Origin of the sequence: Nostoc sp. (assembly GCF_036917095.1) — a bacterium.
Taxonomy (GTDB): Bacteria; Cyanobacteriota; Cyanobacteriia; order Cyanobacteriales; family Nostocaceae; genus Nostoc.
In genome coordinates this window covers 111,260-132,574 of the sequence record NZ_JBALFH010000040.1, presented here as the reverse complement: position 1 = coordinate 132,574, position 21,315 = coordinate 111,260, and the positions used below count along the sequence as shown (strand labels likewise).

At 41.9% G+C, this 21,315-nt stretch carries 24 protein-coding genes; 16 read left to right on the top strand and 8 right to left on the bottom strand.

What is annotated here, in order from left to right:
* Positions 1-232 precede the first annotated feature (232 nt).
* Positions 233-517 (top strand): hypothetical protein, encoded by a 285-nt coding sequence (locus V7L01_RS20075; RefSeq protein ID WP_335037709.1) that lies wholly within the window; start codon positions 233-235, stop codon positions 515-517.
* Between the two features lie 621 nt (positions 518-1,138).
* Here the strand turns inward: V7L01_RS20075 and V7L01_RS20070 are convergent.
* Complete coding sequence (locus tag V7L01_RS20070; RefSeq protein ID WP_335037706.1) at positions 1,139-2,494, bottom strand: GAF domain-containing sensor histidine kinase; 1,356 nt, start codon at positions 2,492-2,494, stop codon at positions 1,139-1,141.
* A gap of 286 nt (positions 2,495-2,780) precedes the next feature.
* On the opposite strand from V7L01_RS20070, the gene V7L01_RS20065 reads away from it, so the two are divergent.
* Positions 2,781-3,098: a DUF3155 domain-containing protein gene (locus V7L01_RS20065; protein WP_041566316.1), complete on the top strand. Its 318-nt coding sequence runs from the start codon at positions 2,781-2,783 to the stop codon at positions 3,096-3,098.
* A gap of 449 nt (positions 3,099-3,547) precedes the next feature.
* On the opposite strand, the gene V7L01_RS20060 is transcribed toward V7L01_RS20065, so the two are convergent.
* Both V7L01_RS20060 and V7L01_RS20055 read right to left on the bottom strand, forming a co-directional pair.
* On the bottom strand, positions 3,548-4,078 hold the full coding sequence (locus tag V7L01_RS20060; protein WP_335037703.1) for a cofactor assembly of complex C subunit B: 531 nt from the start codon (positions 4,076-4,078) through the stop codon (positions 3,548-3,550).
* A gap of 52 nt (positions 4,079-4,130) precedes the next feature.
* Positions 4,131-4,478, bottom strand: coding sequence for a PadR family transcriptional regulator (locus V7L01_RS20055; protein WP_335037701.1), 348 nt, complete (start codon positions 4,476-4,478; stop codon positions 4,131-4,133).
* 710 nt (positions 4,479-5,188) lie between these two features.
* On the opposite strand from V7L01_RS20055, the gene V7L01_RS20050 reads away from it, so the two are divergent.
* The 5 genes from V7L01_RS20050 to rpsN all read left to right on the top strand — a co-directional run bounded on the left by V7L01_RS20050 (position 5,189) and on the right by rpsN (position 9,648).
* Complete coding sequence (locus tag V7L01_RS20050; protein WP_335037699.1) at positions 5,189-5,767, top strand: DUF3611 family protein; 579 nt, start codon at positions 5,189-5,191, stop codon at positions 5,765-5,767.
* Positions 5,768-5,900: 133 nt separating this feature from the next.
* On the top strand, positions 5,901-7,181 hold the full coding sequence (serS, locus tag V7L01_RS20045) for a serine--tRNA ligase (RefSeq protein ID WP_335037697.1): 1,281 nt from the start codon (positions 5,901-5,903) through the stop codon (positions 7,179-7,181).
* A 131-nt stretch (positions 7,182-7,312) separates the two neighbouring features.
* A complete protein-coding gene (gene rseP / locus V7L01_RS20040) occupies positions 7,313-8,413 on the top strand; it encodes an RIP metalloprotease RseP (protein ID WP_335037696.1) in 1,101 nt (366 codons plus the stop codon).
* Positions 8,389-9,114, top strand: a complete 726-nt coding sequence (gene nth, locus V7L01_RS20035; protein ID WP_335037695.1) for an endonuclease III — start codon at positions 8,389-8,391, stop codon at positions 9,112-9,114. Before rseP ends, nth begins: the two co-directional genes overlap by 25 nt.
* Positions 9,115-9,345: 231 nt before the next feature.
* Positions 9,346-9,648 (top strand): 30S ribosomal protein S14, encoded by a 303-nt coding sequence (gene rpsN / locus V7L01_RS20030; RefSeq protein ID WP_335037693.1) that lies wholly within the window; start codon positions 9,346-9,348, stop codon positions 9,646-9,648.
* 76 nt (positions 9,649-9,724) lie between these two features.
* Here the strand turns inward: rpsN and V7L01_RS20025 are convergent, their stop codons facing one another.
* A complete protein-coding gene (locus V7L01_RS20025; protein ID WP_012410384.1) occupies positions 9,725-10,054 on the bottom strand; it encodes a hypothetical protein in 330 nt (109 codons plus the stop codon).
* A gap of 100 nt (positions 10,055-10,154) precedes the next feature.
* Between V7L01_RS20025 and aat the strand changes: the two genes are divergently transcribed.
* The 3 genes from aat to V7L01_RS20010 are packed head-to-tail and all read left to right on the top strand — an operon-like array spanning position 10,155 to position 11,650.
* Positions 10,155-10,730 carry a leucyl/phenylalanyl-tRNA--protein transferase gene (gene aat, locus V7L01_RS20020; RefSeq protein ID WP_335037691.1) on the top strand — a complete coding sequence of 192 codons (576 nt, stop codon included), beginning with the start codon at positions 10,155-10,157 and terminating at the stop codon, positions 10,728-10,730.
* A gap of 40 nt (positions 10,731-10,770) precedes the next feature.
* Positions 10,771-11,391: a hypothetical protein gene (locus V7L01_RS20015; RefSeq protein WP_335037689.1), complete on the top strand. Its 621-nt coding sequence runs from the start codon at positions 10,771-10,773 to the stop codon at positions 11,389-11,391.
* 37 nt (positions 11,392-11,428) lie between these two features.
* A complete protein-coding gene (locus V7L01_RS20010) occupies positions 11,429-11,650 on the top strand; it encodes a BrnA antitoxin family protein (RefSeq protein WP_335037688.1) in 222 nt (73 codons plus the stop codon).
* A gap of 17 nt (positions 11,651-11,667) precedes the next feature.
* On the opposite strand, the gene V7L01_RS20005 is transcribed toward V7L01_RS20010, so the two are convergent.
* The 3 genes from V7L01_RS20005 to V7L01_RS19995 all read right to left on the bottom strand — a co-directional run bounded on the left by V7L01_RS20005 (position 11,668) and on the right by V7L01_RS19995 (position 14,260).
* Positions 11,668-12,231, bottom strand: a complete 564-nt coding sequence (locus V7L01_RS20005; RefSeq protein ID WP_335037686.1) for a Uma2 family endonuclease — start codon at positions 12,229-12,231, stop codon at positions 11,668-11,670.
* A gap of 267 nt (positions 12,232-12,498) precedes the next feature.
* On the bottom strand, positions 12,499-13,305 hold the full coding sequence (locus V7L01_RS20000) for a DUF3598 family protein (RefSeq protein WP_335037684.1): 807 nt from the start codon (positions 13,303-13,305) through the stop codon (positions 12,499-12,501).
* 52 nt (positions 13,306-13,357) lie between these two features.
* Positions 13,358-14,260: a cell division protein FtsX gene (locus V7L01_RS19995; RefSeq protein WP_335037681.1), complete on the bottom strand. Its 903-nt coding sequence runs from the start codon at positions 14,258-14,260 to the stop codon at positions 13,358-13,360.
* A gap of 393 nt (positions 14,261-14,653) precedes the next feature.
* Here V7L01_RS19995 and V7L01_RS19990 point away from each other — a divergent pair, with 393 nt between their 5' ends.
* The 4 genes from V7L01_RS19990 (at position 14,654) to V7L01_RS19975 (ending at position 17,288) form a co-directional block, all read left to right on the top strand.
* The gene (locus V7L01_RS19990) at positions 14,654-14,941 is read left to right on the top strand and encodes a Mo-dependent nitrogenase C-terminal domain-containing protein (protein WP_335038432.1); all 288 of its coding nucleotides are present in this window, start codon (positions 14,654-14,656) and stop codon (positions 14,939-14,941) included.
* Between the two features lie 439 nt (positions 14,942-15,380).
* On the top strand, positions 15,381-15,944 hold the full coding sequence (def, locus tag V7L01_RS19985) for a peptide deformylase (RefSeq protein WP_335037679.1): 564 nt from the start codon (positions 15,381-15,383) through the stop codon (positions 15,942-15,944).
* A gap of 10 nt (positions 15,945-15,954) precedes the next feature.
* On the top strand, positions 15,955-16,158 hold the full coding sequence (locus V7L01_RS19980; protein ID WP_335037676.1) for a hypothetical protein: 204 nt from the start codon (positions 15,955-15,957) through the stop codon (positions 16,156-16,158).
* A 311-nt stretch (positions 16,159-16,469) separates the two neighbouring features.
* Positions 16,470-17,288, top strand: coding sequence for a PD-(D/E)XK nuclease family protein (locus V7L01_RS19975; protein ID WP_335037675.1), 819 nt, complete (start codon positions 16,470-16,472; stop codon positions 17,286-17,288).
* A 62-nt stretch (positions 17,289-17,350) separates the two neighbouring features.
* Here the strand turns inward: V7L01_RS19975 and V7L01_RS19970 are convergent, their stop codons facing one another.
* A complete protein-coding gene (locus V7L01_RS19970; RefSeq protein ID WP_335037673.1) occupies positions 17,351-17,707 on the bottom strand; it encodes a hypothetical protein in 357 nt (118 codons plus the stop codon).
* A 326-nt stretch (positions 17,708-18,033) separates the two neighbouring features.
* On the opposite strand from V7L01_RS19970, the gene V7L01_RS19965 reads away from it, so the two are divergent.
* Positions 18,034-18,693, top strand: a complete 660-nt coding sequence (locus V7L01_RS19965) for a GNAT family N-acetyltransferase (protein ID WP_335037671.1) — start codon at positions 18,034-18,036, stop codon at positions 18,691-18,693.
* A gap of 79 nt (positions 18,694-18,772) precedes the next feature.
* Positions 18,773-21,205, top strand: coding sequence for a single-stranded-DNA-specific exonuclease RecJ (gene recJ / locus V7L01_RS19960; RefSeq protein WP_335037669.1), 2,433 nt, complete (start codon positions 18,773-18,775; stop codon positions 21,203-21,205).
* Positions 21,206-21,315 lie beyond the last annotated feature (110 nt).

The following is a 21,315-nucleotide window of genomic DNA, read 5'->3' as shown; positions in this document are numbered from 1 at the left end:
AAGACGTGTCCAAGTAGCTACAAGACAAGTTACTATCCTCTGCCTAACCTTGTAGCGTATACCTGTCTGGTCAGATGTTGTATATTTGTCTGCCTCTTTAGTATACCAATGTTATATAGGTTTAACATCCATATATCAAAAAAAGTTCGTACACGTAAATTGTATCACCAGTGTTAAGCAAGTGTATCAGTATAAAACAAGTGTAATATGGAAGAAATCAAGAGGTAAAAAAATGGCTAAATTAAATGTCGGATCAATAAATTTATCAGATTTTGATAAAGATTGGTTTTTGGTAGTCTCAAAGCTAATGGAGCGATCTGTAAGGGCTAATTTAGCCTCAACAACTTCATTTTACATAAGAAGAAATATCGGAGCGTTTAAAGAGCTACTAGCCTACAAAGCTAAAAAACACGGAATTTCAGAAGATGAATGCTTTGAAATACTACTCAATAACCGTGAATTCCCTCTCCCAATTGCTGGCTTTTTAGAAGAACCTCCACAAATAAATGAAGAGTAAGTGGGGATAAATATGGGGATGATTGGGGACGACTCACACTAATTGGGGATGTGTTGGGGTAAGTATTTATACTCAGCCAGGAATTACGCAACTGGCACACTAAGATCGCCCTATGATAGTAGCTAAGTATACTTTGTCTTCATTCTGAAAGCTTTGTATTGGGAATATAAATGGCATGAGTGAAGCAGTAAGTAGTCAGACAGAATTAATTACACAATGATCATTGCGAATGGAGCGTTCGCGGTAGCGTCTCCAAGAGTTGCGGAATAAAGCAATCGCAATGACTGTAAATATTTTTGTCTGACCACTTATTGAAATATTTATGAGAAAATAAGTATCTTATAGGTATTGAGCCGAGATACAAGTAAAAAGCAGCAAGATGGTCTGAAAAGCCTTGCTGTATATAAGTTGGAGCGTTTTTGAAGCGAAAGTAGGATTTTGCCTGAAGATACTTGCAGTCTGAAGGTCAATAATTGCTTTTCGCCTACCAAAGAGAATTATTGCCGTCGGCAACCACCTCTCACCCCCTCATAATGATTATCATTATCCTTTTCATGTAAACTTATGATTTTTGCTGATTAATTTATTTCTTGGAAGTCCCTAATGAGCAATGACTAATGACTAATTCTCGACTTCCGGTAACCAAATAATAAACGTAGTTCCCGGCGTATCGGGTGAAGCTAGCTTAGAGTTGATTGCAGGGCTGAAAATCTCGATTTCGCCCTGCATTTGCTCTATTAATTGTTTAGCGATCGCTAACCCCAAACCTGTACCGGGTATTTCTGTTTGCGCTTGTACACCCCGATAATGCCGTTCTCCAAGATGCTCTAAATCCTGGGGTGGAATGCCAGGCCCGTTGTCACTGATAACAATTCCCTGAAAATTAGCTTTTTCTTGCCCCGCCTGGATCGAAATTTCGCCACCAGTAGGAGTGTATTTCAAAGCATTATCAATAATGTTAGTTAACACCTCTTGTAATGCTTTGACGTTAGCACGCACTAGTGGTAAATTCTGTGGAGTTTCGGCTAAAAGTTTTATCTTTCGCTCTTGTGCTATTGCTTTGGCTGATATTAATAATGGTTCTAATATATCTGCTAACGAGCAGTCAACTGCTTTATCTCCCGTTCCCGGCAATAATAGCGGCGGTTTAGCGTCTTTTTGGATAGTTGCTTCTACAAATACTTCATTTTTCGCCAGATTTAGTGGTGCTAAATCTGCCTCTGTCAAATCAATTACTCGATCGAATTGTTGCAGCAATTCTTGGAGGCGATCGCTTTCCCGCACGATACTATTTGCTACATCTCGGTTGACGTCTGCTGGTCGGAGTCGTTTCAACAGCAGTTTACCAAAAGTCCGCAACGCCGTTAATGGGTTACGAAACTGATGCAATAGGTTATCCAACAAATCCCGCTGTTGTTCTTGGAGAATTTGTTGTTCGTGCAACTGTTGCTCAAACCAGGCTCGCCGCTGATCTAAAATACAAGCGATCGCTAGCGTTTGGGCTATCCGTTGAATCTGACTTTGCTCGTGTTCATTCCATGCGCGGTCTTCCCTACGTGTTACCAGTAACCCCATCATTACACCCTCATAAATCAGAGGCAAAACACTTTGGTTGCCACTAATGAGGTATTCCTCTTTTTGATCGGGTTGAGACGCATCTGGTATCTCAGACTCCCGTGACGAGGTTGGAGATTCTGACCTTGCTGTCAATAACCTTCTCTGACGATTGGGTAATACAAACACATTTCCAACTTGAAGTTGCTTGTGTACTATCGCTTCAGCAGTCTCCTCCCCTGGTGGTAATAATGCTGTTTCCGGGTAAATTACTACGGGAATCAGTTTGGCCTCACCTGAAGGAGTCTCTACCAATTCTTGTGTTAGGTACACAATACTTAAAGTTGCTCCCAGCCCTTGGGTTAGCAGCGCTATTTGCTCTCGACACAGAGCAAGAAAATCGGAACTGGCAGACATTAACATTTTTTAGCTCTTGCTCAATATTACAGATTTTGAGGCATGATTAAGAGAGGATACTTAGTTTTTACCTCACTCATTTAATAAAGCTTAACTAAAATCTTCTACATGAATGGTTTGTACCAGGGGATTATATCCGAATGGTAATTTTGTTTTCTCTCTCTTCAAAGGTATTAATTTTCTTAAATCAAAAGGTTAAAAACTATTGATATTTTGAACTAGAACCTATATAATGACGACGGATTTTGTAGCTATCACTACAATCTATAGCTTGAAAGAGGAGGACAATAAATTGGCAAGAAGACGCAAAAGGAAAAGTCGTCGTCGCCAGGAAGGACGACGGATTCTGGAACATGTGCCTCAATATAGCATCGAAAGTGGCGAAGAAAAACCTGTGACAGCAGCGAGAAGATTCATTCAAGCTGAAGGGATTTTGCCACCGGCATTGCTACTCGTAAAGCGAAATGAACACACCACAGACCGTTATTTCTGGGCAGAAAAGGGACTGTTTGGTGCTCAATATGTAGAGGAAAACCATTTCTTGTTTCCTAGCTTGAGAGTGTTAGAACCTTCACCAGGTCAAGAACCTCTTGCTTTAGCTAGTAGGTGAACCATAGATGGTCATCTTACGCATTGAATGTGGCTCCTGACTATCATTAACTGGCAAAATTGCTCGGTTTATGCAAAATTTAATTTTTTTTTAGTTTGTAGCTGATTTGCCAGTAAATCTAGTCCAGGCAATTAGAAAGTCAACTTGTCTCAAACCACATTAGGTTGCATAGGTTGATAGTAGTCTCATGATGCAGAAGGGAGTAGGTATAGGGCCAAGCGCCTCTAAAAGCGCTAGTGAAGTTGTGCTCTTATGCCGTAGATTGTTAGGCAAGCTCTGTCAACAAATTTAAGTTAATAAATTTAAATTTTTCCCCACGACATAAGTTGTGGGGAAAACTGACAAAGCAGTAGTCTTGATTTCCTCCTTCCTACTTTCCATTGCCTAAAGAGTAGGTCAGGTCAGAAGTCTGCATATCATAGTAAAAAGATGGTCACAAAAATCAACAATTATTCCCCAGGCTTTAGCTGTAGAGTCCTCTGTAACTCACTGAGTTCATCTCGATGGGCAACTATAGCAATCTTACTTGAGGAGGTTTGTCCGCTCTGAGTTGTTTCTACTTTGAGCGATACCTTCTCAAGCCTTCCAGATTTTTTCCAATAAAATAGACCGCTTAAAGGCGACAGCAGTACCATAGCCAGAACAAGGGTACTGAGGCTAGGAAAAAGCAGGGACACGACTAGTGATAGACAAACAATACCAGTAGCTGCTAGCAGAGTTAGAAATATAGCTAAGAACCAGCTGGGGCGAACATTACCTTCAAAAGTCACCTGGTTTTGTTCTGGGTCTACCCCTGCCACTCGGTAAGACCGCGAGCGAAAATACTCTTTTAATTGGGACATTAAAGCAGCTTCATCTTGCTCAGATACCAGTTTTGCTGTTTCTGTGCGGTCTTTAGTCGAGGCACGAATAAAGAAAAACAGCCCAACCGATAACAACAAGGTTAGCAGGAACGTAGATGGCAGAATAGCAGTATCCATAACTAATTGTTAGTGTTTGACTGGAAGAGACTTATTTATTATCAATTATTCGTTACTTTGTCCTCCCGTTGATGTAGTTTTGCCAAAGAAAAGCTAAATCCTGCGCTTGAACTTGCCATTCTGGAGAAACTTGGTACATCCGCCTGGGGCGTCCCCGTCCTTCGAGTTTCTTCCAATATCCAGTGATTGCCCTTTGGTCTTCCAGAAATTTGATTGCACTATAAAGTACAGTATCCGAAAGCCTATACGTGGGATATTCAGTTTCTAATCGCTCAATCAACTCGGTTCCGTAAGATTCACCTTGTAACAGAACAGACAGTATGTAACAAACTGCTACTTCCTGACAAAGGTAAGTTGGCGGAGGATTCTCAAAGAATTGATATATATCCTCAAGTTTCATGGTTAGTGAATGGCTAAAAAAATGCTTTAGAGTAAGGTCTACAATCCTTATAGTCAGTATATAGTGCTACTGCTAAGTGAGTAATATATATAAAGCTACTTAGAGTAGATTTCCAAAGCGTAAACACCAAATTAAGTACCACGTCTGTGAAGTTGTGGGACGAGTTTGCGAGTTTAGGGGCACAAAAAAGTGCACCCCTACCCAAGCTCGATACGGTGTGGTGAGGAGCGAGCAGACAGTGGCAAAGTCACTATCTTGGTGTTAAGTGATGCCGATCTGGTTAGAACTGCTTAAGCAATAAAACGCCATCGAAGAAATTCTACAGGTAAAATGCTATTTTGTCTGTAAAACTTAATAAACACTTTGTTTTACAGTGATTTTCCCAATGTAGATTCTAAAAGCTTAAGCTAAGGCAGATGTCTGGATTAAAGCTGCTACACCTCTGGGCACACCTAAGCAGTAACCATCTCTGATTTCCTCGGCAAGAGAATCTCTTGTCTTATTTGGCAAGTGTGATAGTAAATTTATCAAAGAAGACGCAAAGACTAGGAAAGGGAGAGACGCAAAGTGCGATACCTCGGAACAAAGCTTTCCGTGTCCCCTGTTCGCGTAGCGTCTCCCTTAGGAGAAGTTATGTTCAGCGTCAGATGCTGCTCAGACTTTCCATGTTTCTCTGTCCTTTGAAAGCGCCCAGCACATTAGCGATCAGTATGTCACAAACTCCCGATACCCCATCATCTTCCTCAACTCTGCGGGCAATTGCCCAAACTTTTCGCCTTATAGGTTGGATTAGCTTCTGGATTCAGCTTGTACTAGGCGTTGTTTCTAGCATAATTGTGCTACTGTTCGCCATCTTTAATCAAAGAACTGGCAGTCCTAGTAATAATCCTGGGACTGGCTTTGGCGTATTTTTAGCAATTTGTGGACTGGTTGTTTTGGCTGGGGGCATTTATTTAGCTTACCGTTACACTAGAATTGGCAAGCAATTGGAATCTTCCAATCCCAGCAACCGCCCTCGGAAAAGCGAGACTGTACAAGTATTACGCTTAGGACTGTGGGTGAATTTAGGGGGAACGCTGGTAACTCTTTTGGGGGCGCAAGCGATCGTTGGGACGCTAGTAGCAAGATCCATATCTCCCCAAGCTATAACTACCCAATTTTTTGACCCCACCCGGATTATTAGTGGTCTAGATATGCTTGTGGTACAGGCAAACACTAACACTGTTTCAGCCCATTTTGCAGGGCTTGTGGCGTCCCTTTGGCTACTCAATCGCATTAACCGACCTTAGATAGGAGAGTCGGAAGAAAAGGTAAAAGTCAAAAATCAGCAATTTTGACTTCTTTTCTGCTCGTGGCAAGCCAAAATCAGTATATGCTGATGTGTTGGCAGGAAGATAATAGGCTAAAAACTGAGAAAAATCTGTGCTGGATATCAAGCAAATACGGGAAAATCCGCAATTAGTTCAACAACGATTGGACAGTCGTAGTGGTAAATACGATATTGAACCGATATTAAAGTTAGATCGGCAACAACGGGAACTAGAGGGGACGCGCGGTCAACTCCAAGCTCGTAGCAACGAAATCGGTAAAATTGTCGGGCAAAAGATTAAATCTGGGATCGATCCTCAAGACCCAGAAATTCAAGTTTTGCGGGATGAGGGTAACTCTGTCAAAGCTACGTTGAGCCAACTAGAACCCCAGGAAAAAGACCTCAAAGCTGAAATTGCCCAACTTGTGTTGGCACTTCCCAACTTGCCAAGCGACTCTACACCCCTTGGAAAGAATGAGGAAGATAACGTAGAAGTGCGCCGTTGGGGTGATGAGTACATTCCCCAAAACCCGAATATTCTCCCTCACTGGGAAATAGGCGAAAAGCTAGGCATTCTCAATGTTGAGCGAGCGGTGAAAGTTGCCCAAAGTCGCTTTGTGACACTGATAGGCGCTGGTGCGGCATTGGAGAGGGCATTAATTCAATTTATGTTGGCTCTCCATACTCAAGCTGGATATGTGGAAGTCAGTCCGCCGCTGTTAGTGAATACCGACTCTTTAACGGCGACCGGTCAGTTACCCAAGTTTGCTGAAGAAAGCTTTAAATGCGCTGATGACGACTTGTGGCTGATTCCTACGGCAGAGGTTCCAGTTACAAATCTTTACCGTGGTGAAATTCTCGCTGCTGAAGACTTGCCTATCTACCATTGTGCTTTTACTCCCTGTTTTCGGCGCGAAGCTGGTAGTTATGGGCGCGATATGCGGGGATTAATTCGCCTGCATCAATTTAACAAGGTGGAAATGGTGAAATTTGTCGAACCCAGTACCTCTTTTGATGAACTGGAGAAATTGGTGGGGAATGCCGAAGCAATTTTACAGGCGTTGCAGTTGCCTTACCGAGTAGTAAATTTAAGTACTGGAGATTTGGGATTTTCTTCTACCAAAACTTATGATTTAGAGGTTTGGTTGCCCTCTTCTGGCAAATACCGCGAAATTTCTAGCTGTTCCAATACTGTAGATTTCCAGGCGCGACGGGCTGATATTCGCTTCAAAGAGGGGGGGAAGAAAGGAACTCAGTTTGTGCATACCCTGAATGGTTCTGGTTTGGCAGTGGGACGGACGATGGCAGCAATTTTGGAGAATTATCAACAACCTGATGGCACGGTGAGGATACCAGAAGCGCTGCAACCTTACTTGGGGCGTGAAGTCTTGTAATTAGTCAGTAGTCATTAGTCATTAGTCATTAGTCCTTTGTCTTTTACCAATGCCCCATGTCCAATGCCCAATGCCCAATGCCCAATTAGAATGGAGATAACTATAGCTTAATATTTTCACTAATTTGCTCTATGTCAGTTTTAGCGGCGATCGCAGTCTTGGCTGTTTTGATCTTGGTACACGAGTTGGGACATTTTGTTGCAGCACGTTCTCAAGGCATTCTCGTTAATCGTTTTTCTTTGGGTTTTGGCCCAGTTCTTTTGAAGTACCAAGGTTCACAAACCGAATATGCTGTCCGTGCCTTTCCCTTGGGCGGCTTTGTGGGCTTTCCCGATGATGACCCCGATAGCGATGTTCCACCCAATGACCCAAATCTGCTGCGTAACCGTCCAGTTTTAGACCGGGCGATCGTCATCAGTGCCGGAGTGATCGCAAATTTAATATTTGCCTACCTGGTATTAGTTCTGCAATTGGGTATTGTTGGCATTCCCAAGGAATTAAACTTTCAACCTGGTGTCGTTGTACAGCCTGTTAATCAAGAATCTGTTGCCTACCAAGCAGGAATTCGGGAAGGAGATATTATTCTGGCTGTTAATGGTCAGGAACTCCCTGCTTCGGAAAAATCAACGGCTTTGCTGACAAAAGAAATTCAAACTCATCCCAATCAGCAAATCGAACTGAAAATTAAACATGAAAACCAACAACAATCCCTGAAATTAACACCAAAACTGGGAAACGATGGCAAAGGTGTAATTGGTGTGGCACTTGGCCCCAATGCTACACCAGTTTATCGCCGTCCTAATAATCCTTTTGAAATTTTTGGTATTGCTGCTAATAGGTTTCAACAATTATTTGTTGGTACACTCAGCGGTTTTGGGCAGTTAATTACCAATTTTCAACAAACTGCTGGACAAGTTTCTGGGCCAGTTAATATTGTCAAAATAGGTGCAAAATTAGCTGAGGACAATAGTGCAAACCTATTGTCTTTTGCGGCAATTATCAGCATTAACTTGGCTATTATCAATATTTTGCCTCTACCAGCTTTGGATGGCGGACAACTCGCTTTTCTGCTAATTGAAGGTTTGCGCGGTAAGCCTGTGCCTGCCCGCATTCAAGAAGGTGTAATGCAAACCGGTTTGGTGTTCCTTTTAGGATTAGGACTTTTTCTAATAGTCAAAGAAACCACCCAATTAACTAGCCAATTGGAATGGGTACAAAAATTGTTCCAGTGAGCATCACCCGTAAATCCTCGTCTAAAAAGCAGCGATCGCTAGAAATTTTAGCTCGTCTGAAGCGTCTTTATCCAGATGCTACTTGCTCTTTGAATTACTCAACGCCAGTACAACTGTTAGTGGCAACTATTCTCTCTGCTCAGTGTACTGATGAGCGGGTGAATAAGGTGACACCAGCTTTATTTGATAGATTTCCTGATGCTGAGAGTTTAGCGATCGCTGACTTGGTAGAATTAGAAACCTTGGTGCGTTCAACTGGGTTTTATCGCAATAAAGCCAAAAACATTCAAGCCGCCTGTCGGATGATTGTCACTGAGTTTAACTCTGTTGTCCCCAACCAAATGGAGCTGTTGTTAAAGCTTCCAGGTGTGGCGCGGAAGACTGCAAATGTAGTTCTTGCTCATGCTTATGGCATTAATGCTGGGGTGACGGTAGATACTCATGTCAAGCGCCTGTGCGAGCGTTTGGGTTTAACTGAACATACAGACCCCGTTCGGATTGAGCAAGATTTAATGGGTTTATTGCCGCAATCAGATTGGGAAAATTGGTCAATTCGGCTGATTTATCACGGTCGTGCTATTTGTAAAGCACGCTCTCCCGTATGCATTGCTTGTGAGCTTGCCGATTTATGCCCTGTTGCGAATAAGCCAGTGGTAAGCAATTCAAAATTCAAAATTCAAAATGAACAAATGCAATCCTAGCCAGCCTTTTGGCAATTGCTAATATTCAACTTGAATGCGCCTTAGCTTAGTAAACTGACCTCTTGGTCAAACGAGTAGATGTGAAGAAAGAACTCTCCTCGCCCTCATTTCAGCCTTAATCCGTATCAGTCAATTTCAACTTGACAGACCAGTAGGCGACACGAATAACCCTAGAATTGATGGGGAGACTGTAGAATGGGGAATGGTGTCTTTAAATAAGTTAGAGAATATATGGCAAAAAAGAGCATGATTGAGCGCGAGAAAAAGCGCACCAAGTTGATAGAAAAGTATGCTGATAAGCGGGAAGCTCTTCTGGAAGAGTTCAAAAGTGCAGCATCTCCTTTGGATAAGCTAGAAATCCACCGGAAGATTCAACAGCTACCCCGGAATAGTGCGCCCACCCGCCACCGCAACCGTTGCTGGCTGACTGGTCGTTCTAGAGGTGTTTACCGCGATTTTGGACTGTCTCGGAACGTGCTGCGAGAATGGGCGCATGAAGGTCTTTTGCCTGGAGTCGTTAAGTCTAGTTGGTAATCAAGAGTCATTAGTCATTAGTCATTAGTCATTGGTAAAGAACAAATGACAAAGGACAAATGACAAATGACAAAAGTTATTGACCGCAACACTTATCAATTCCCAGACTTTCTAAGAGTAGATCGCTGACGGCGTTGGCGATCGCAAATTCTCCGTAGAAGCTATTGGAAAAATCATACGACTGCATCTCTGTGACAATGGCAATTACCAGAGAACCAAGGTCGTTTTCTCCTTCCATCCGTTGACGCACAAAAATCTGTGCTGCTCGTTGGGCGATATTTTGGTTGACTGCTTCGGGGATAAATTCTGTATCTAGCCACCGTTGTAAGCGTTCTCGTAACCATTCACCTTCGAGCAACGGATTTTCAGGTGGTGGTAAGGTGATGGGTGGAATTGGTTGAGTCATTTTTTTTAAACGCAGAGGGACGCTGAGGGAAACGCAGAGGAACGCAGAGAATGACTGTTAGCATCAAATTGCGTTTCTCTAGTGTTTTTTGTATTTATTTATGCAATATGATATCGCCGCTATTGTTGATGGCTATGCACAAGGCTATTTTCTCATGGCTGATGAGCGCGATCGCCTGAGTTGGTACGGAAGTCGCGATCGGACTTTTATTCCTTTGGATGAACGGTTTCGCTATCCTAAGTCTTTGCAGCGTGTCTTGAATCAAGAGCGGTTTAGTGTGGCGATTAATCGGGACTTTCAAGCTGTGGTGGCTGGGTGTGCTGACAGAGAGACAACTTGGATTTCACCGGAATTGCAAAAGATTTACTGGCTACTTTACCAGAATGGTTACGCTTATAGTTTTGAAACTTGGCAGGGTGATGAGCTAGCTGGGGGAATTTTGGGGATTATTATTGGCGGTGCTTTTATTGGCGAGTCGATGTTTTACAGGATTCCTGAAGGCTCGAAGGTAGCGATGGTTAAGTTGGTGGAAAGATTGCGTCAGAGGCAATTTGTATTTTTTGATGCCCAAATGATGAATCCGCATTTGGAAAGATTTGGCGCTTATCGGGTTGAGGATGAAGAATATCAAATACTACTTAAGCAAGCGTTGCAACGTGCTTGTAGCTTAGTATAAATAATGACAAAATTATTAGGATGAAAAAGTAGTTTGATTGATGGTTTCCATTGTTATCAAACATGGATGGTTTCATCAGATTCTTGGACAATGTGCCCAGTATGGTGGGTTTGTTTTTATTGCGCTATTGGGTGACTTGGGTAGCGAACTAGAAATCATCTCATATCGGAGGGTTGGAGAAGATCCAATGTTTCCTCTTTCGGATTACATTCAGGGACAACCTCCAAGTATTTTACACAGATGCCACGATCTATTTGGAGAATCAGTTAATGCAGTGTGGGTACGAGCTAGAATTCCAGCCATATTTGGTTCTAATATTTTGATAAGCTTGTCTATTCCAGACTACAAATATGCACTCATCGAGCAAATGTTCGTGGCTTGTGAGCTAGGGTCAAATGGAGACTGGATAGCATACCCATTCATCTGTGAAGACTACAACCTTCGCGCTGGACTGCGTTTTAATCCAGATGCTTCATTAACTAAGATTTATGAACGTATTGCCAAGGCGTTTTGGGAATTATTGCTTCTTGAACCTAAAAGTGTTTGTGCATTCCGCGATGGCTACCTACACTATAACGAGATGGGTGACGAGGAATGGCATAGTGTGGTATTAAAGAATGGTCGATTCAGCATTGAAATAATAGACGCTGTGTTATTTTAACAATTAGCTGTACCGGAATTCGGCTGCATTAGAGGCGATGAAGGATGAGGACATTGATTACTCAGATATTCCACCATTGAGCGATGAGTTTTTTGAAAATGCCACGTTGAAGATTCCCGCAACACGAGCCAGTGACCTGATTGAGTTAGATTCAAAAGTGATAACGTGGTTTCGTAAACAAGGTGCAGAGTACAAAGCACTGATTAACTCAGTTTTGCGCCGTTATATTGAAAACAGTGGCGATCGGGGCGCGGACTAGCAATTATTCAAAAACGGTCACTCCAGCAACCAGCTAAATAAACCTTCTACTGTCAGGCTGAAATCTTTAGCAAATTCCGGCACTGGTAACTGTGTTCCTAGTTCCTCGTAAAAAGTGGTTGGTCGATCTGGCAAGTAAACAAACACAGATTTTTCTTCAGGATCAATCAGCCATCCCATCTGAGTTCCATACTTCAGGCAATGCAGAATATTCTTGGTAACTTTAGTTTGACTTTGATCGGGAGATAAAATTTCAATTGTCCAATCTGGGGCAATTGAGAAGACGTTAGCAACCCCACCATTTTCTTTACGAGGAATTCTGTCCCACATAAACACAGAAATGTCAGGTATGATTGAGCGATCGCCAAAGCTACAGCGAAGCTCACAGAAAGCCCGTGCAATCTGTTGGGGTTTGACAACCAAGTTAATTGCAGGTGCTAACTCGGTCTGAATTGCGCTGTGTTCTCCTTGCGGCATGGGTTTTTGGATGATACGCCCATCAATGTATTCACTGGCAGGTTCTGTTTCTGGCAGATCCAGGAATTCACTTAGAGTTAAGGGTTTAGCAGGGGTTTGTACCATTTAAGGTTTCCTTACTAAGGGTAAGTTGTACTACTGCTATTTGTTATTTTACAGATGGATCGATCGGTTGGCGCGGCCGAACTGTGCCGTTAGCTGCTGAAGTTGTTAATGGGAGCAGCGTTAAAAGCTTGTCTGTTATTTTTTTACTTGAGTTTCCTTGAAATTATCGGCTCAGATAGTTACGCTATTTTACCTGGATGAAGCTTATGGTAGGCGAAGCGCTAATCGAAATGATCGGGGATAAGCGATCGCAAACTCACAAATCTTTTACACTTTTTCTTCAGTAACTAATGTCAGACTAACCCATTCGCCCTTATCGTTGTAGCTGCGAATCATCCGCTGACGCAGGTTTGTTTGGATTAACCAACCCACTTCCAGAAATATCAGTTGACGTAACTGCACCTTGAGAGGAGAAGTTGCAGAAGCGCCATCTGGTAACAATAAGACTTGTACTTGCTTTTCGGGATCTTGGTCAAAGAGGATGATGGGGTCTTTGATGGTAGCAGTTGAGGTAATTGTGCGTTCTCCAAAAGAGGTAGTTTGAATTAATCGCCCAGCATCATCAAGTTGTATTTTCAAAGTTGTAGAGTAAGTATCAGGCGAACGCAAATCTGGATATATTGTCACTGCTTGGCCTTGCCATTCTCCCAATAAGTCATTTATCTGCAAAGTTGGACGTTCTGCTGCTGGGGTTCCAGCTAAATGTTCTCGAATTAAGATTATTTCCTTTAGCTGACCGGTCTTATCAAACAGTTGCACCAGACGCAAGCGCCGATTTTCGCAAACAAAAGCAAGTTCTGCCCCAAATTCCGAAAATGGCCCTAGCTGAATTAAACCTTCAGAAAATGAACCATTTTCAAAAAACAGCAGACCCCCTCCCACAGAACTAAATTCTCTGATTAAATCTTGTTCCGAACGGCTCAAAGTTAGACGCACTTTCTGGTTATCGTTCAAACGTTCTAGGGAAAGACGACTAGGAGTATCGTTGAGAAGTATACCTTGGGGAGAAAAGTTGGTGAATGAACCTTCCCAAACACCGAGATTCTGCAAAAAACATTCCCATTGTGATTTCATAGCGATTCTTCCTTTGTCCTACCCATCCCCAATGCCTAATAATGCCCCACGCCTAACCTTTAGCAAAGCGTCGGACAGCAAATAAGCTTCCCATTAATCCTACAGCTGCACCGAAGCTCAAAAGAATCAGGGGCAATAATAAAATTTCCGCTGGAGTGAGTTGCACTCTGTTGGTGATGACTTGGATAAACTCAGGTTGATTGACTAGCAACTTACCGAGAAACTGTTGAATCACAGAAATGAAACTCCAAGCGATCGCACCACCAACTAAGCCAAAGGTAATTCCTTGTAAAATAAATGGGAGGTAAATCCAAACAGAAGTTGCTCCCACTAGTTGCATAATTTCAATTTCCTGGCGTCGCGCCATGACTATCAAGCGAATTGTCGTGGTAGTCACTGCGATCGCTGTTAAAGTCAGAATAATCGTAATTGTTAAAGTAATCCAGTTCAAACCTTGGTGCAACTGGGCAATGCGTTTGACTGCTTCATCGACATACTGCACAGTCTCAACCCCTGGTAGCCTAGCCAGGTGCGTTGCTAAGGTTGGCACAACCTCAGAATTACGTGCTTTCACCTTCATCTCATCAACCAGAGGATTCTCGCCTAGCTGCTGGGTAGCACCCTCAATATCAGAAATTCTCATTTCCTTAACTAACTTAGTCCAAGCTTCCTCTTTGGTAATAGTTTGTATCGCCGCCACTTCTGGCATTTTTGTTATTAGTGCCTCAATGCTATCGATTCGCGTATCCGGTTCGAGATAAACCGATACTTCTAACTGGCTACCAAACTGATAAAGGAGTTTTTCGACTTGCCAAGAGGTTTGCAAACTCAAGCCGAATAAAAATAGTAACACCGTCACAGTACTTACCGCTGCCCAATTCATCCAACCTCCCCGCAATAAACCGAGGAAAGTTTCTTTGAGCAGATAGTCAAGTTTTGTCAGAGATTTAAACATACATGCCTCAAAAGTTGAACTTAACACCAAGGCGCTAAGTTCAACTTTTGCGTCTTTGCGTCAATAACACCACTATTTATAGTCAATAGCGCCAAGTTTGCCAATACATCAGCTTTTATACATTACTGCTTCCTTCCTCCTCCTGTACCCTCTTGCTGTCTCGACAATTTACCCGATTTTCCTGTTATTCACCATAGATACACTCACTCTTGCTTCTACTGCTATTGATAAGAATTGGCTACCTGTTTTGGTTTCTAAGCAATTTTACTGTTTTTAAAACTGACTTTAGAAAAGTGGACAAATAGTTTGGTAATTTTACGATGTTTAGTATCTAAGGATAGCTGTAACTTTAAAGGAACAAACAAGATTGATTAATTAAAGGAGATTTAAATGATGAACTTCTTAAATAAAGCCAATTTGAATAATAAATTCTTAAGCCAGATTCAATATCAGCTAGAGTCCTTAGAAATACATAATTATCATCTAGCAAAACTATTGTGCAAAATAATTCCATCCAATTGCCCTTTTGAAAGAACTGTTACATTTTTCGGTCGGACTCTGCTTCAGATTCCCCCTTTGTGTAAATTGAACCCCCTCTACGAACAAATAGTTGGTCTTCGTTTTAAGTGTTTATTATATTTAGTCAATGAATGTGGTGAAGATGCGAGAAAATATTGTTAAATCTAGTTTTCATTAATAAAAACAGATTTAATAAATTTTTTCCTAATAATAAATTATTGTATAGGAATCCTAGTTGCAATTAGACGGGAATAAAAAATAGGCTGTCAAAAAACTTACAATCAATTTCACATTAGGTGAGACTCAGAAGCTTGAAAAGTACTGTTGTAATGACGTAAGCCTAGATAAAATTATGACTCCAAGTATGGTGCAACGTGACTTCAGTAGAATTATTTTAGAGATTGGTACTAGGTCTAACTAAGATTGATCTATAGGAATCCGGTTTGCTCCCTGAATTTACTGGCGTGGGCAGGGAATAGGGAACGGGGAACGGGGAACAAGAAAGAAGGGATAGATTCGTACTGAGTCTTGTTCAAAAATCAAATATGAGTCCTATAGAATTAAGATAGTAGGAATTTTCACCATCTAGCCATCGAGACTCATGCCCTCTGAAATTGCTGTAGAGAAAAAAAAGTTAAAAAATCCACCTTTGGAGCTTCATTATTTAGGCGATCGCGTGCTGCGTCAAGCTGCAAAGCGGATTTCTAAAGTAGATGACGAACTTCGCCAACTGGTGCGCGAAATGCTGCAAACTATGTACAGCAAAGATGGCATTGGTTTGGCTGCACCCCAAGTGGGAATTCACAAACAACTAGTTGTCATCGACCTGGAACCAGAGAACGCAGCTAATCCGCCTTTGGTGTTGATTAACCCCACTATTAAACAAGTAAGCCGTGACATCTCTGTTGCCCAAGAAGGATGCTTGAGCATTCCCAATGTATATCTAGATGTAAAGCGCCCCGAAGTCGTGGAAATCGCCTATAAAGACGAGTATGGTCGTCCCCGGACATTAAAGGCTAATGACCTCCTGGGACGCTGCATTCAGCACGAAATGGATCACCTCAACGGCGTGGTTTTTGTAGACCGTGTAGAAAACTCCTTGACTTTAGTCCAGGAGCTATCTAAGAATGGCTTCTCGTATCAAGCGGTGAAACCAATAGTATAGGGGGCTAGTAGTGTATTTAACTCCAAAAAGCGGTTTATTTCTGGGTGGTTCTTGTGTAAGCGCGATCGCAGCTGTCGGTTCGATTTTTGAACTCGGTTACGGGCAACCAGATTTTGGTTTCACGGCCACTGCGATTATCCTAGTATTGAGCATTCCACTCACAGGATTATTTTTCTTTGCCGCAGTGAGGGATGCAAGGGCTAACATAAAATAAGCATCAGGTACATAAAAAAGGTAAAAGGATGAAGGAAAAAGGCAAAATTCATTCTTTTACCTTTTATTTTTGCTCTTAATCTTCCACTGCCCTAAAGCTTTTAGCGTTACTGCGCTGCGGTTAACTCGGTAACCAGCGATCTTCATTCCTTCGTAGAGTCTTAGCGATGTCTACGACGGGCTACGCCTACTCAGTATTTTTAGACACTTACCACTTATCAGGATTTGACCATCGATTTCTATCGTTTTTCATTTGGCCGCAACTTCATTCGTAAGGGCTGAATATCAAGCGATCGCTTCTAAAATAGAAGAATGCTGTCAACTCCCACTCAACTACTGCGACTTTCTCAAGGACAACTTAACTTACTAGAAGCTTGTCCGCGTAAATTTCAACATACCTATCTAGAACAACTCAATTCCCCCTCAAATCCAGAACAAGAAGAACGGCAAACTTTGGGTAGTCGTTTTCACCTGCTAATGCAGCAGCGAGAAATGGGTTTGCCAATTGATAGTTTCCTGCAAGCAGATGCTAAACTGCAAAGCTGGATGCTAGGTTTTGCTGATGCAGCCCCGGAAATTTTAACCGCTGCATCTGATAATCAAACTTTCCGTGAAAGCGAACACTACCGCACTCTGCAAGTTCAGGATTATTTGCTGACGGTTGTCTATGATTTATTGATTGCAGATAACCAACAAGCGCAAATTCTCGACTGGAAAACTTATCCTAAACCACCCAATAAACACAAGTTAGAATCCAACTGGCAAACACGGCTTTATCTGTATGTATTGGCTGAAACTAGCGACTATTTGCCAGAAAATATTTCCATGACTTACTGGTTTGTCCAATCTGAGGGGAAACCGCAAAATATTAAATTTAATTACAATACTGTTCAACATACGCAAATAGCAAAGAAACTTAATCAACTGTTAAGTCAGTTAACTATTTGGCTAGAAAATTACCAAAATAACCAGCAGTTTCCCCAAGTGGTTGATGGCAGCAAAATTTGCGATTCTTGTCAATTTGCTAAACGGTGCGATGCCTACGGTGGTAAACTACGCACACAAGCTACTGAAGAAGCAGTGAAAGACTCATTGCCAAATTTTGACAGCATTCAAGAAGTATCACTTTAATTTGATTCGCAGGATTTTGTTGCTAAAACAGATCCCTTACACCTTTAGACTCTTGTTAAAATTTAAAAAGTAATATTAAGTCCTTTTTTTAAATCTAAAGCATTTGAAAGCATTTTCATTAAAAGGGCTAAATTCGGTAAATGTTCTTTATTCTCATTCAATAAAAAATTAAGCAATTCAAAGTTATTCTTTACTTGCTCAAGAGATTGAAAATACGATCCCATTTTGCCAGGGTTAAAATAGTTTCCTGGAATGCCGAAAAATTTACCTAACAAGGGAGATACATCTTTATCCAATTCATTGGGTAGGATATCATAGAGAGGCATCCAATTATAGCCAAGTCCAATATTACATTGAGGATTATAATACTTGGTAATTGCAAAATCACCATACTGGTTTATGTCCTCAGTCTCTATCATTTCTTTCCATGAATAATCTAGAAGCTCGCCTTCATCAGGATTTTTAAGGCATGAAAAGTTATTTTCGATAAAAGCAATCGATTCATTACTTTGGTTAAGAATAACTGCATTTTCTAAAATATTAGCTATTTCTTGAATAAAGACATCGCAATCAAATACAAATGCTTTGTGTGATATATCAACATTCTTGAAAGTTCCTTGCAGCCAAAATTTAACATAGTGGTGTTAGCTGACAAAATAAATCTTGTTAAATAAATGTTTTGTTGATATATCTAAAATTCTAGAATCATATATGTGTACGTAAACAAATTACAACTTATAAATTTATGTCAAGTTTTGACGAAACAGAAACCATTTATGTCCGCGAACTAGGAATTGATGACATTGCTCCCATTTACCACTTGGGAGAAGGGTTATTTACTAGCGATTTATATCCTTATTTATACCGCACCTGGGATGAATGGGAGGTGATTGGACTTTACAACACCGATCCAGAATATTGCCTTGTGGCTGAAACAGACGGAGAATTAGCAGGATTCATTTTGGGAACCATCATCACCAAAGCATCCTGGACTTATGGATACATTTTATGGCTGGGAGTGAGTCCAAAATTCCAGCGTCGGGGAGTAGCAGACAAGTTAGTTGATAAAGTCGTCGCGCGGATGATTGAAGATGGGGCGCGGTTTATGCTGGTAGATACCGATCCTACCAATACTTCAGCATTAAAGTTTTTTAACCGCAAAGGTTTTGGTAATATTCGCCAGCATATTTTCTTATCGATGAATTTAAGCAAGCATGAATATTATGGCAGATTGATTGATTACGAACATCAAAAAGCTGAAAGAGCAGGTTACAGGCGATGTCTACGACGGGCTACGCCTACGCGTCCAGCAATTCGTTCCCGTAAACCTGATAGCGTCGCCAATGAAGTAGTTCTCAATCCCCTAGTGAGTGAATCTCAAACCGACGATAAATCTGCAATCTAACAGTTAAAAGTTAGTAATTAGGAGTTATAAATTAAAACTCTAAGCTCCTAACTTCTCACCCCTAATTCCTAAGTTTAATATGCCAGAACAACAGCAGTGGACTATAGCAGCAACCGAACAACCCCCGGAGTGGTTTATCCAAGCGGTGAAACAGCATACACCTGCCTCAAGTGGAATATATGCAGCACAATTGTTGTGGCAACGGGGAATTAAAGATCGTCAACAATTAACAGCATTTATCAATCATAAAGCTTATCAACCAGCAAGTCCGTTTGAGTTTGGGCAAGAAATGCACTTAGCGATCGCCCGCTTGCAACAAGCATATAACGCCAAAGAAAAAATTGCTATCTGGGGAGACTTTGATGCTGATGGCATTACCGCCACATCTGTACTTTGGGATGGATTAGGGCAATTTTTCAAACAAAATATCCACTTAACTTACTACATTCCCAATCGCCTGAAAGAATCCCACGGGCTAAATAATCAAGGGATTGATAATTTAGCAAAACAAGGTTGTAAATTAATAGTTACTTGCGACACAGGCAGCACAAATATTGAGGAAATTATCTATGCAAAACAACTAGGTATAGATGTAATAGTTACAGACCATCACACATTACCCACCGAACGCCCACCCGTCGCAGCAATTATCAATCCCCGCTATTTGCCCAAAGAACATCAATTGTTCAATCTTTCTGGGGTAGCGGTGGCTTATAAGTTAGTGGAAGCTTTGTATCAAAGCCTGCCCAATGTAGCGCAATATCCCTTAGAGGATTTATTAGATTTAGTAGCAGTAGGATTAATTGCCGACTTGGTGCAGTTAAGTGGAGATTGTCGCTATTTGGCACAGTTGGGAATCCAACGACTGCAAGCAGATTTTCAACAGCCAGCAGCAGCGCGTCGGCGTCCGGGGGTGGGGCGGTTATTAGAATTGTGCCAGAAAAATGGCGATCGCCCCACAGATATTTCCTTTGGTTTAGGGCCAAGAATTAACGCCGTCAGCCGTATCCAAGGCGATGCCAGCTTCTGCGTTGAATTATTAACTAGTCGCGATGCCAAACGTTGTAACGAACTAGCCGAAGTTACAGAACTCGCAAACACCCGTCGCAAATCTTTGCAAAAAGATGTGCAAGCGCAAGTAGCACAAAAACTTACTCAATTAGACCTATCAACCACCAGCGTCATAGTCCTAGAAGATCCCCAATGGCCTGCGGGTGTATTGGGCTTAGTTGCTGGACAGGTAGCGCAAGAAACAGGCCGCCCGACTATTTTGTTAAGTACGGAAGGAACAGTGGGAGATGGGGGAGATGAGGGAGAAAATCTTACTTCCTCATCCCCTTCATCCCCTCCCCTCGCCCGTGGTTCTGCCCGTTCGGTTAATTCTGTCGATTTATACCAACTGGTGAAAGACCAAGCACATTTGTTACATCGCTTTGGAGGACATCCCTTTGCAGCGGGTTTGAGTTTGTTAGTAGAGAATATTCCTTTATTTACAGCGGCGATTAATCAGCAATTGCGGCAATCTTTAGGTAGTACAACCCTAACGCCAACCGTGCAAGCAGACTTGACGGTAACAGTAGCAGACTTGGGGAAAGAGTTATTTCTGGAACTGAAACTACTAGAACCTTGTGGAATGGGTAACCCTGTACCGAAGTTGCTAATCCAAAACTGCTGGTTTGAAAATTCTTGGCATCGCAATCAGCAGGATTGGCAAGGGAAAAAGGTACAGTACATTAAAACCGAGTTTGATATTCGGGATGATTCCAGCAGAAGTGCTTTTCCTGGTATATGGTGGGGGCACTACAAAGATGAATTGCCCATAGGAAGGTGTGATTGCATAGCAGAACTAGACTACAACACCTTCAAAAAACGTTATGAAATCAGATTAATTGCCGTGCGTCCCAGTGTTAACTCAGCACTAAACACTCGGAACTCACCACTGATCTTAGACTGGCGAAATCAAGAACACTCAGTACTGGCTCAACGCCTCGCTAGCGCTAACAGCACTCAGGACTCAGCACTGATTATTGAAGATTGTCCCACGAATTGGGATGATTTACGCGCTTGGTTGCGGCGCTGTCTAACGATAAGTGCCTCTGCATCTACGCATGACAATCAGCAACAATTAGCGATCGCTTGGTCTAAACCCAACCTCCAACCACCCAATCAAATTTGGCTGACTCTTGTAGGAATTGCCAAATATCTCAGTCGCACAAATCAACTAGTTACCCGCGTCCAACTTTTAGAGAAAATCGGCATCAGCGACCAAACCTTACTTGTAGGAATCAAAGCTTTAAAATATTTAGGGTTCACAGTCAAACGACAAGACCGTTCTTTGCAAATCACCTGGCATCCCAGCGATAATGCAGAAAACCTTGCCGACGCAGCAGTTGCAAGATTTTTAGCTGCTGTCAGAGAAGAACAATTTCAGCGACAGTATTTTGCCGAAGTGCCTTTATCTACTATTCTGGCGATCGCAAGTTCCGATAATTATATGGGTACAAACTTTTAAAACGTGAGTTCGACTGCTATTTTCGTGCAAATCCCTTCTATATTGATGAAAATCGCCAGCCTCAGCTCCCGAACTTCTCCAATAAGTCAGGGTTCTTGTTGTTCACAAAT

Coding starts and splice junctions, on each gene's coding strand:
- V7L01_RS20075 (WP_335037709.1), top strand. CDS start 233: ATGGCTAAATTAAATGTCGGATCAATAAATTTATCAGATTTTGATAAA.
- V7L01_RS20070 (WP_335037706.1), bottom strand. CDS start 2,494: ATGTTAATGTCTGCCAGTTCCGATTTTCTTGCTCTGTGTCGAGAGCAA.
- V7L01_RS20060 (WP_335037703.1), bottom strand. CDS start 4,078: ATGGATACTGCTATTCTGCCATCTACGTTCCTGCTAACCTTGTTGTTA.
- V7L01_RS20055 (WP_335037701.1), bottom strand. CDS start 4,478: ATGAAACTTGAGGATATATATCAATTCTTTGAGAATCCTCCGCCAACT.
- V7L01_RS20050 (WP_335037699.1), top strand. CDS start 5,189: ATGTCACAAACTCCCGATACCCCATCATCTTCCTCAACTCTGCGGGCA.
- rseP (WP_335037696.1), top strand. CDS start 7,313: ATGTCAGTTTTAGCGGCGATCGCAGTCTTGGCTGTTTTGATCTTGGTA.
- nth (WP_335037695.1), top strand. CDS start 8,389: ATGGGTACAAAAATTGTTCCAGTGAGCATCACCCGTAAATCCTCGTCT.
- rpsN (WP_335037693.1), top strand. CDS start 9,346: ATGGCAAAAAAGAGCATGATTGAGCGCGAGAAAAAGCGCACCAAGTTG.
- V7L01_RS20025 (WP_012410384.1), bottom strand. CDS start 10,054: ATGACTCAACCAATTCCACCCATCACCTTACCACCACCTGAAAATCCG.
- aat (WP_335037691.1), top strand. CDS start 10,155: ATGCAATATGATATCGCCGCTATTGTTGATGGCTATGCACAAGGCTAT.
- V7L01_RS20015 (WP_335037689.1), top strand. CDS start 10,771: ATGGTTTCCATTGTTATCAAACATGGATGGTTTCATCAGATTCTTGGA.
- V7L01_RS20010 (WP_335037688.1), top strand. CDS start 11,429: ATGAAGGATGAGGACATTGATTACTCAGATATTCCACCATTGAGCGAT.
- V7L01_RS20005 (WP_335037686.1), bottom strand. CDS start 12,231: ATGGTACAAACCCCTGCTAAACCCTTAACTCTAAGTGAATTCCTGGAT.
- V7L01_RS20000 (WP_335037684.1), bottom strand. CDS start 13,305: ATGAAATCACAATGGGAATGTTTTTTGCAGAATCTCGGTGTTTGGGAA.
- V7L01_RS19995 (WP_335037681.1), bottom strand. CDS start 14,260: ATGTTTAAATCTCTGACAAAACTTGACTATCTGCTCAAAGAAACTTTC.
- V7L01_RS19990 (WP_335038432.1), top strand. CDS start 14,654: ATGAACTTCTTAAATAAAGCCAATTTGAATAATAAATTCTTAAGCCAG.
- def (WP_335037679.1), top strand. CDS start 15,381: ATGCCCTCTGAAATTGCTGTAGAGAAAAAAAAGTTAAAAAATCCACCT.
- V7L01_RS19975 (WP_335037675.1), top strand. CDS start 16,470: ATGCTGTCAACTCCCACTCAACTACTGCGACTTTCTCAAGGACAACTT.
- V7L01_RS19970 (WP_335037673.1), bottom strand. CDS start 17,707: ATGATAGAGACTGAGGACATAAACCAGTATGGTGATTTTGCAATTACC.
- V7L01_RS19965 (WP_335037671.1), top strand. CDS start 18,034: ATGTCAAGTTTTGACGAAACAGAAACCATTTATGTCCGCGAACTAGGA.
- recJ (WP_335037669.1), top strand. CDS start 18,773: ATGCCAGAACAACAGCAGTGGACTATAGCAGCAACCGAACAACCCCCG.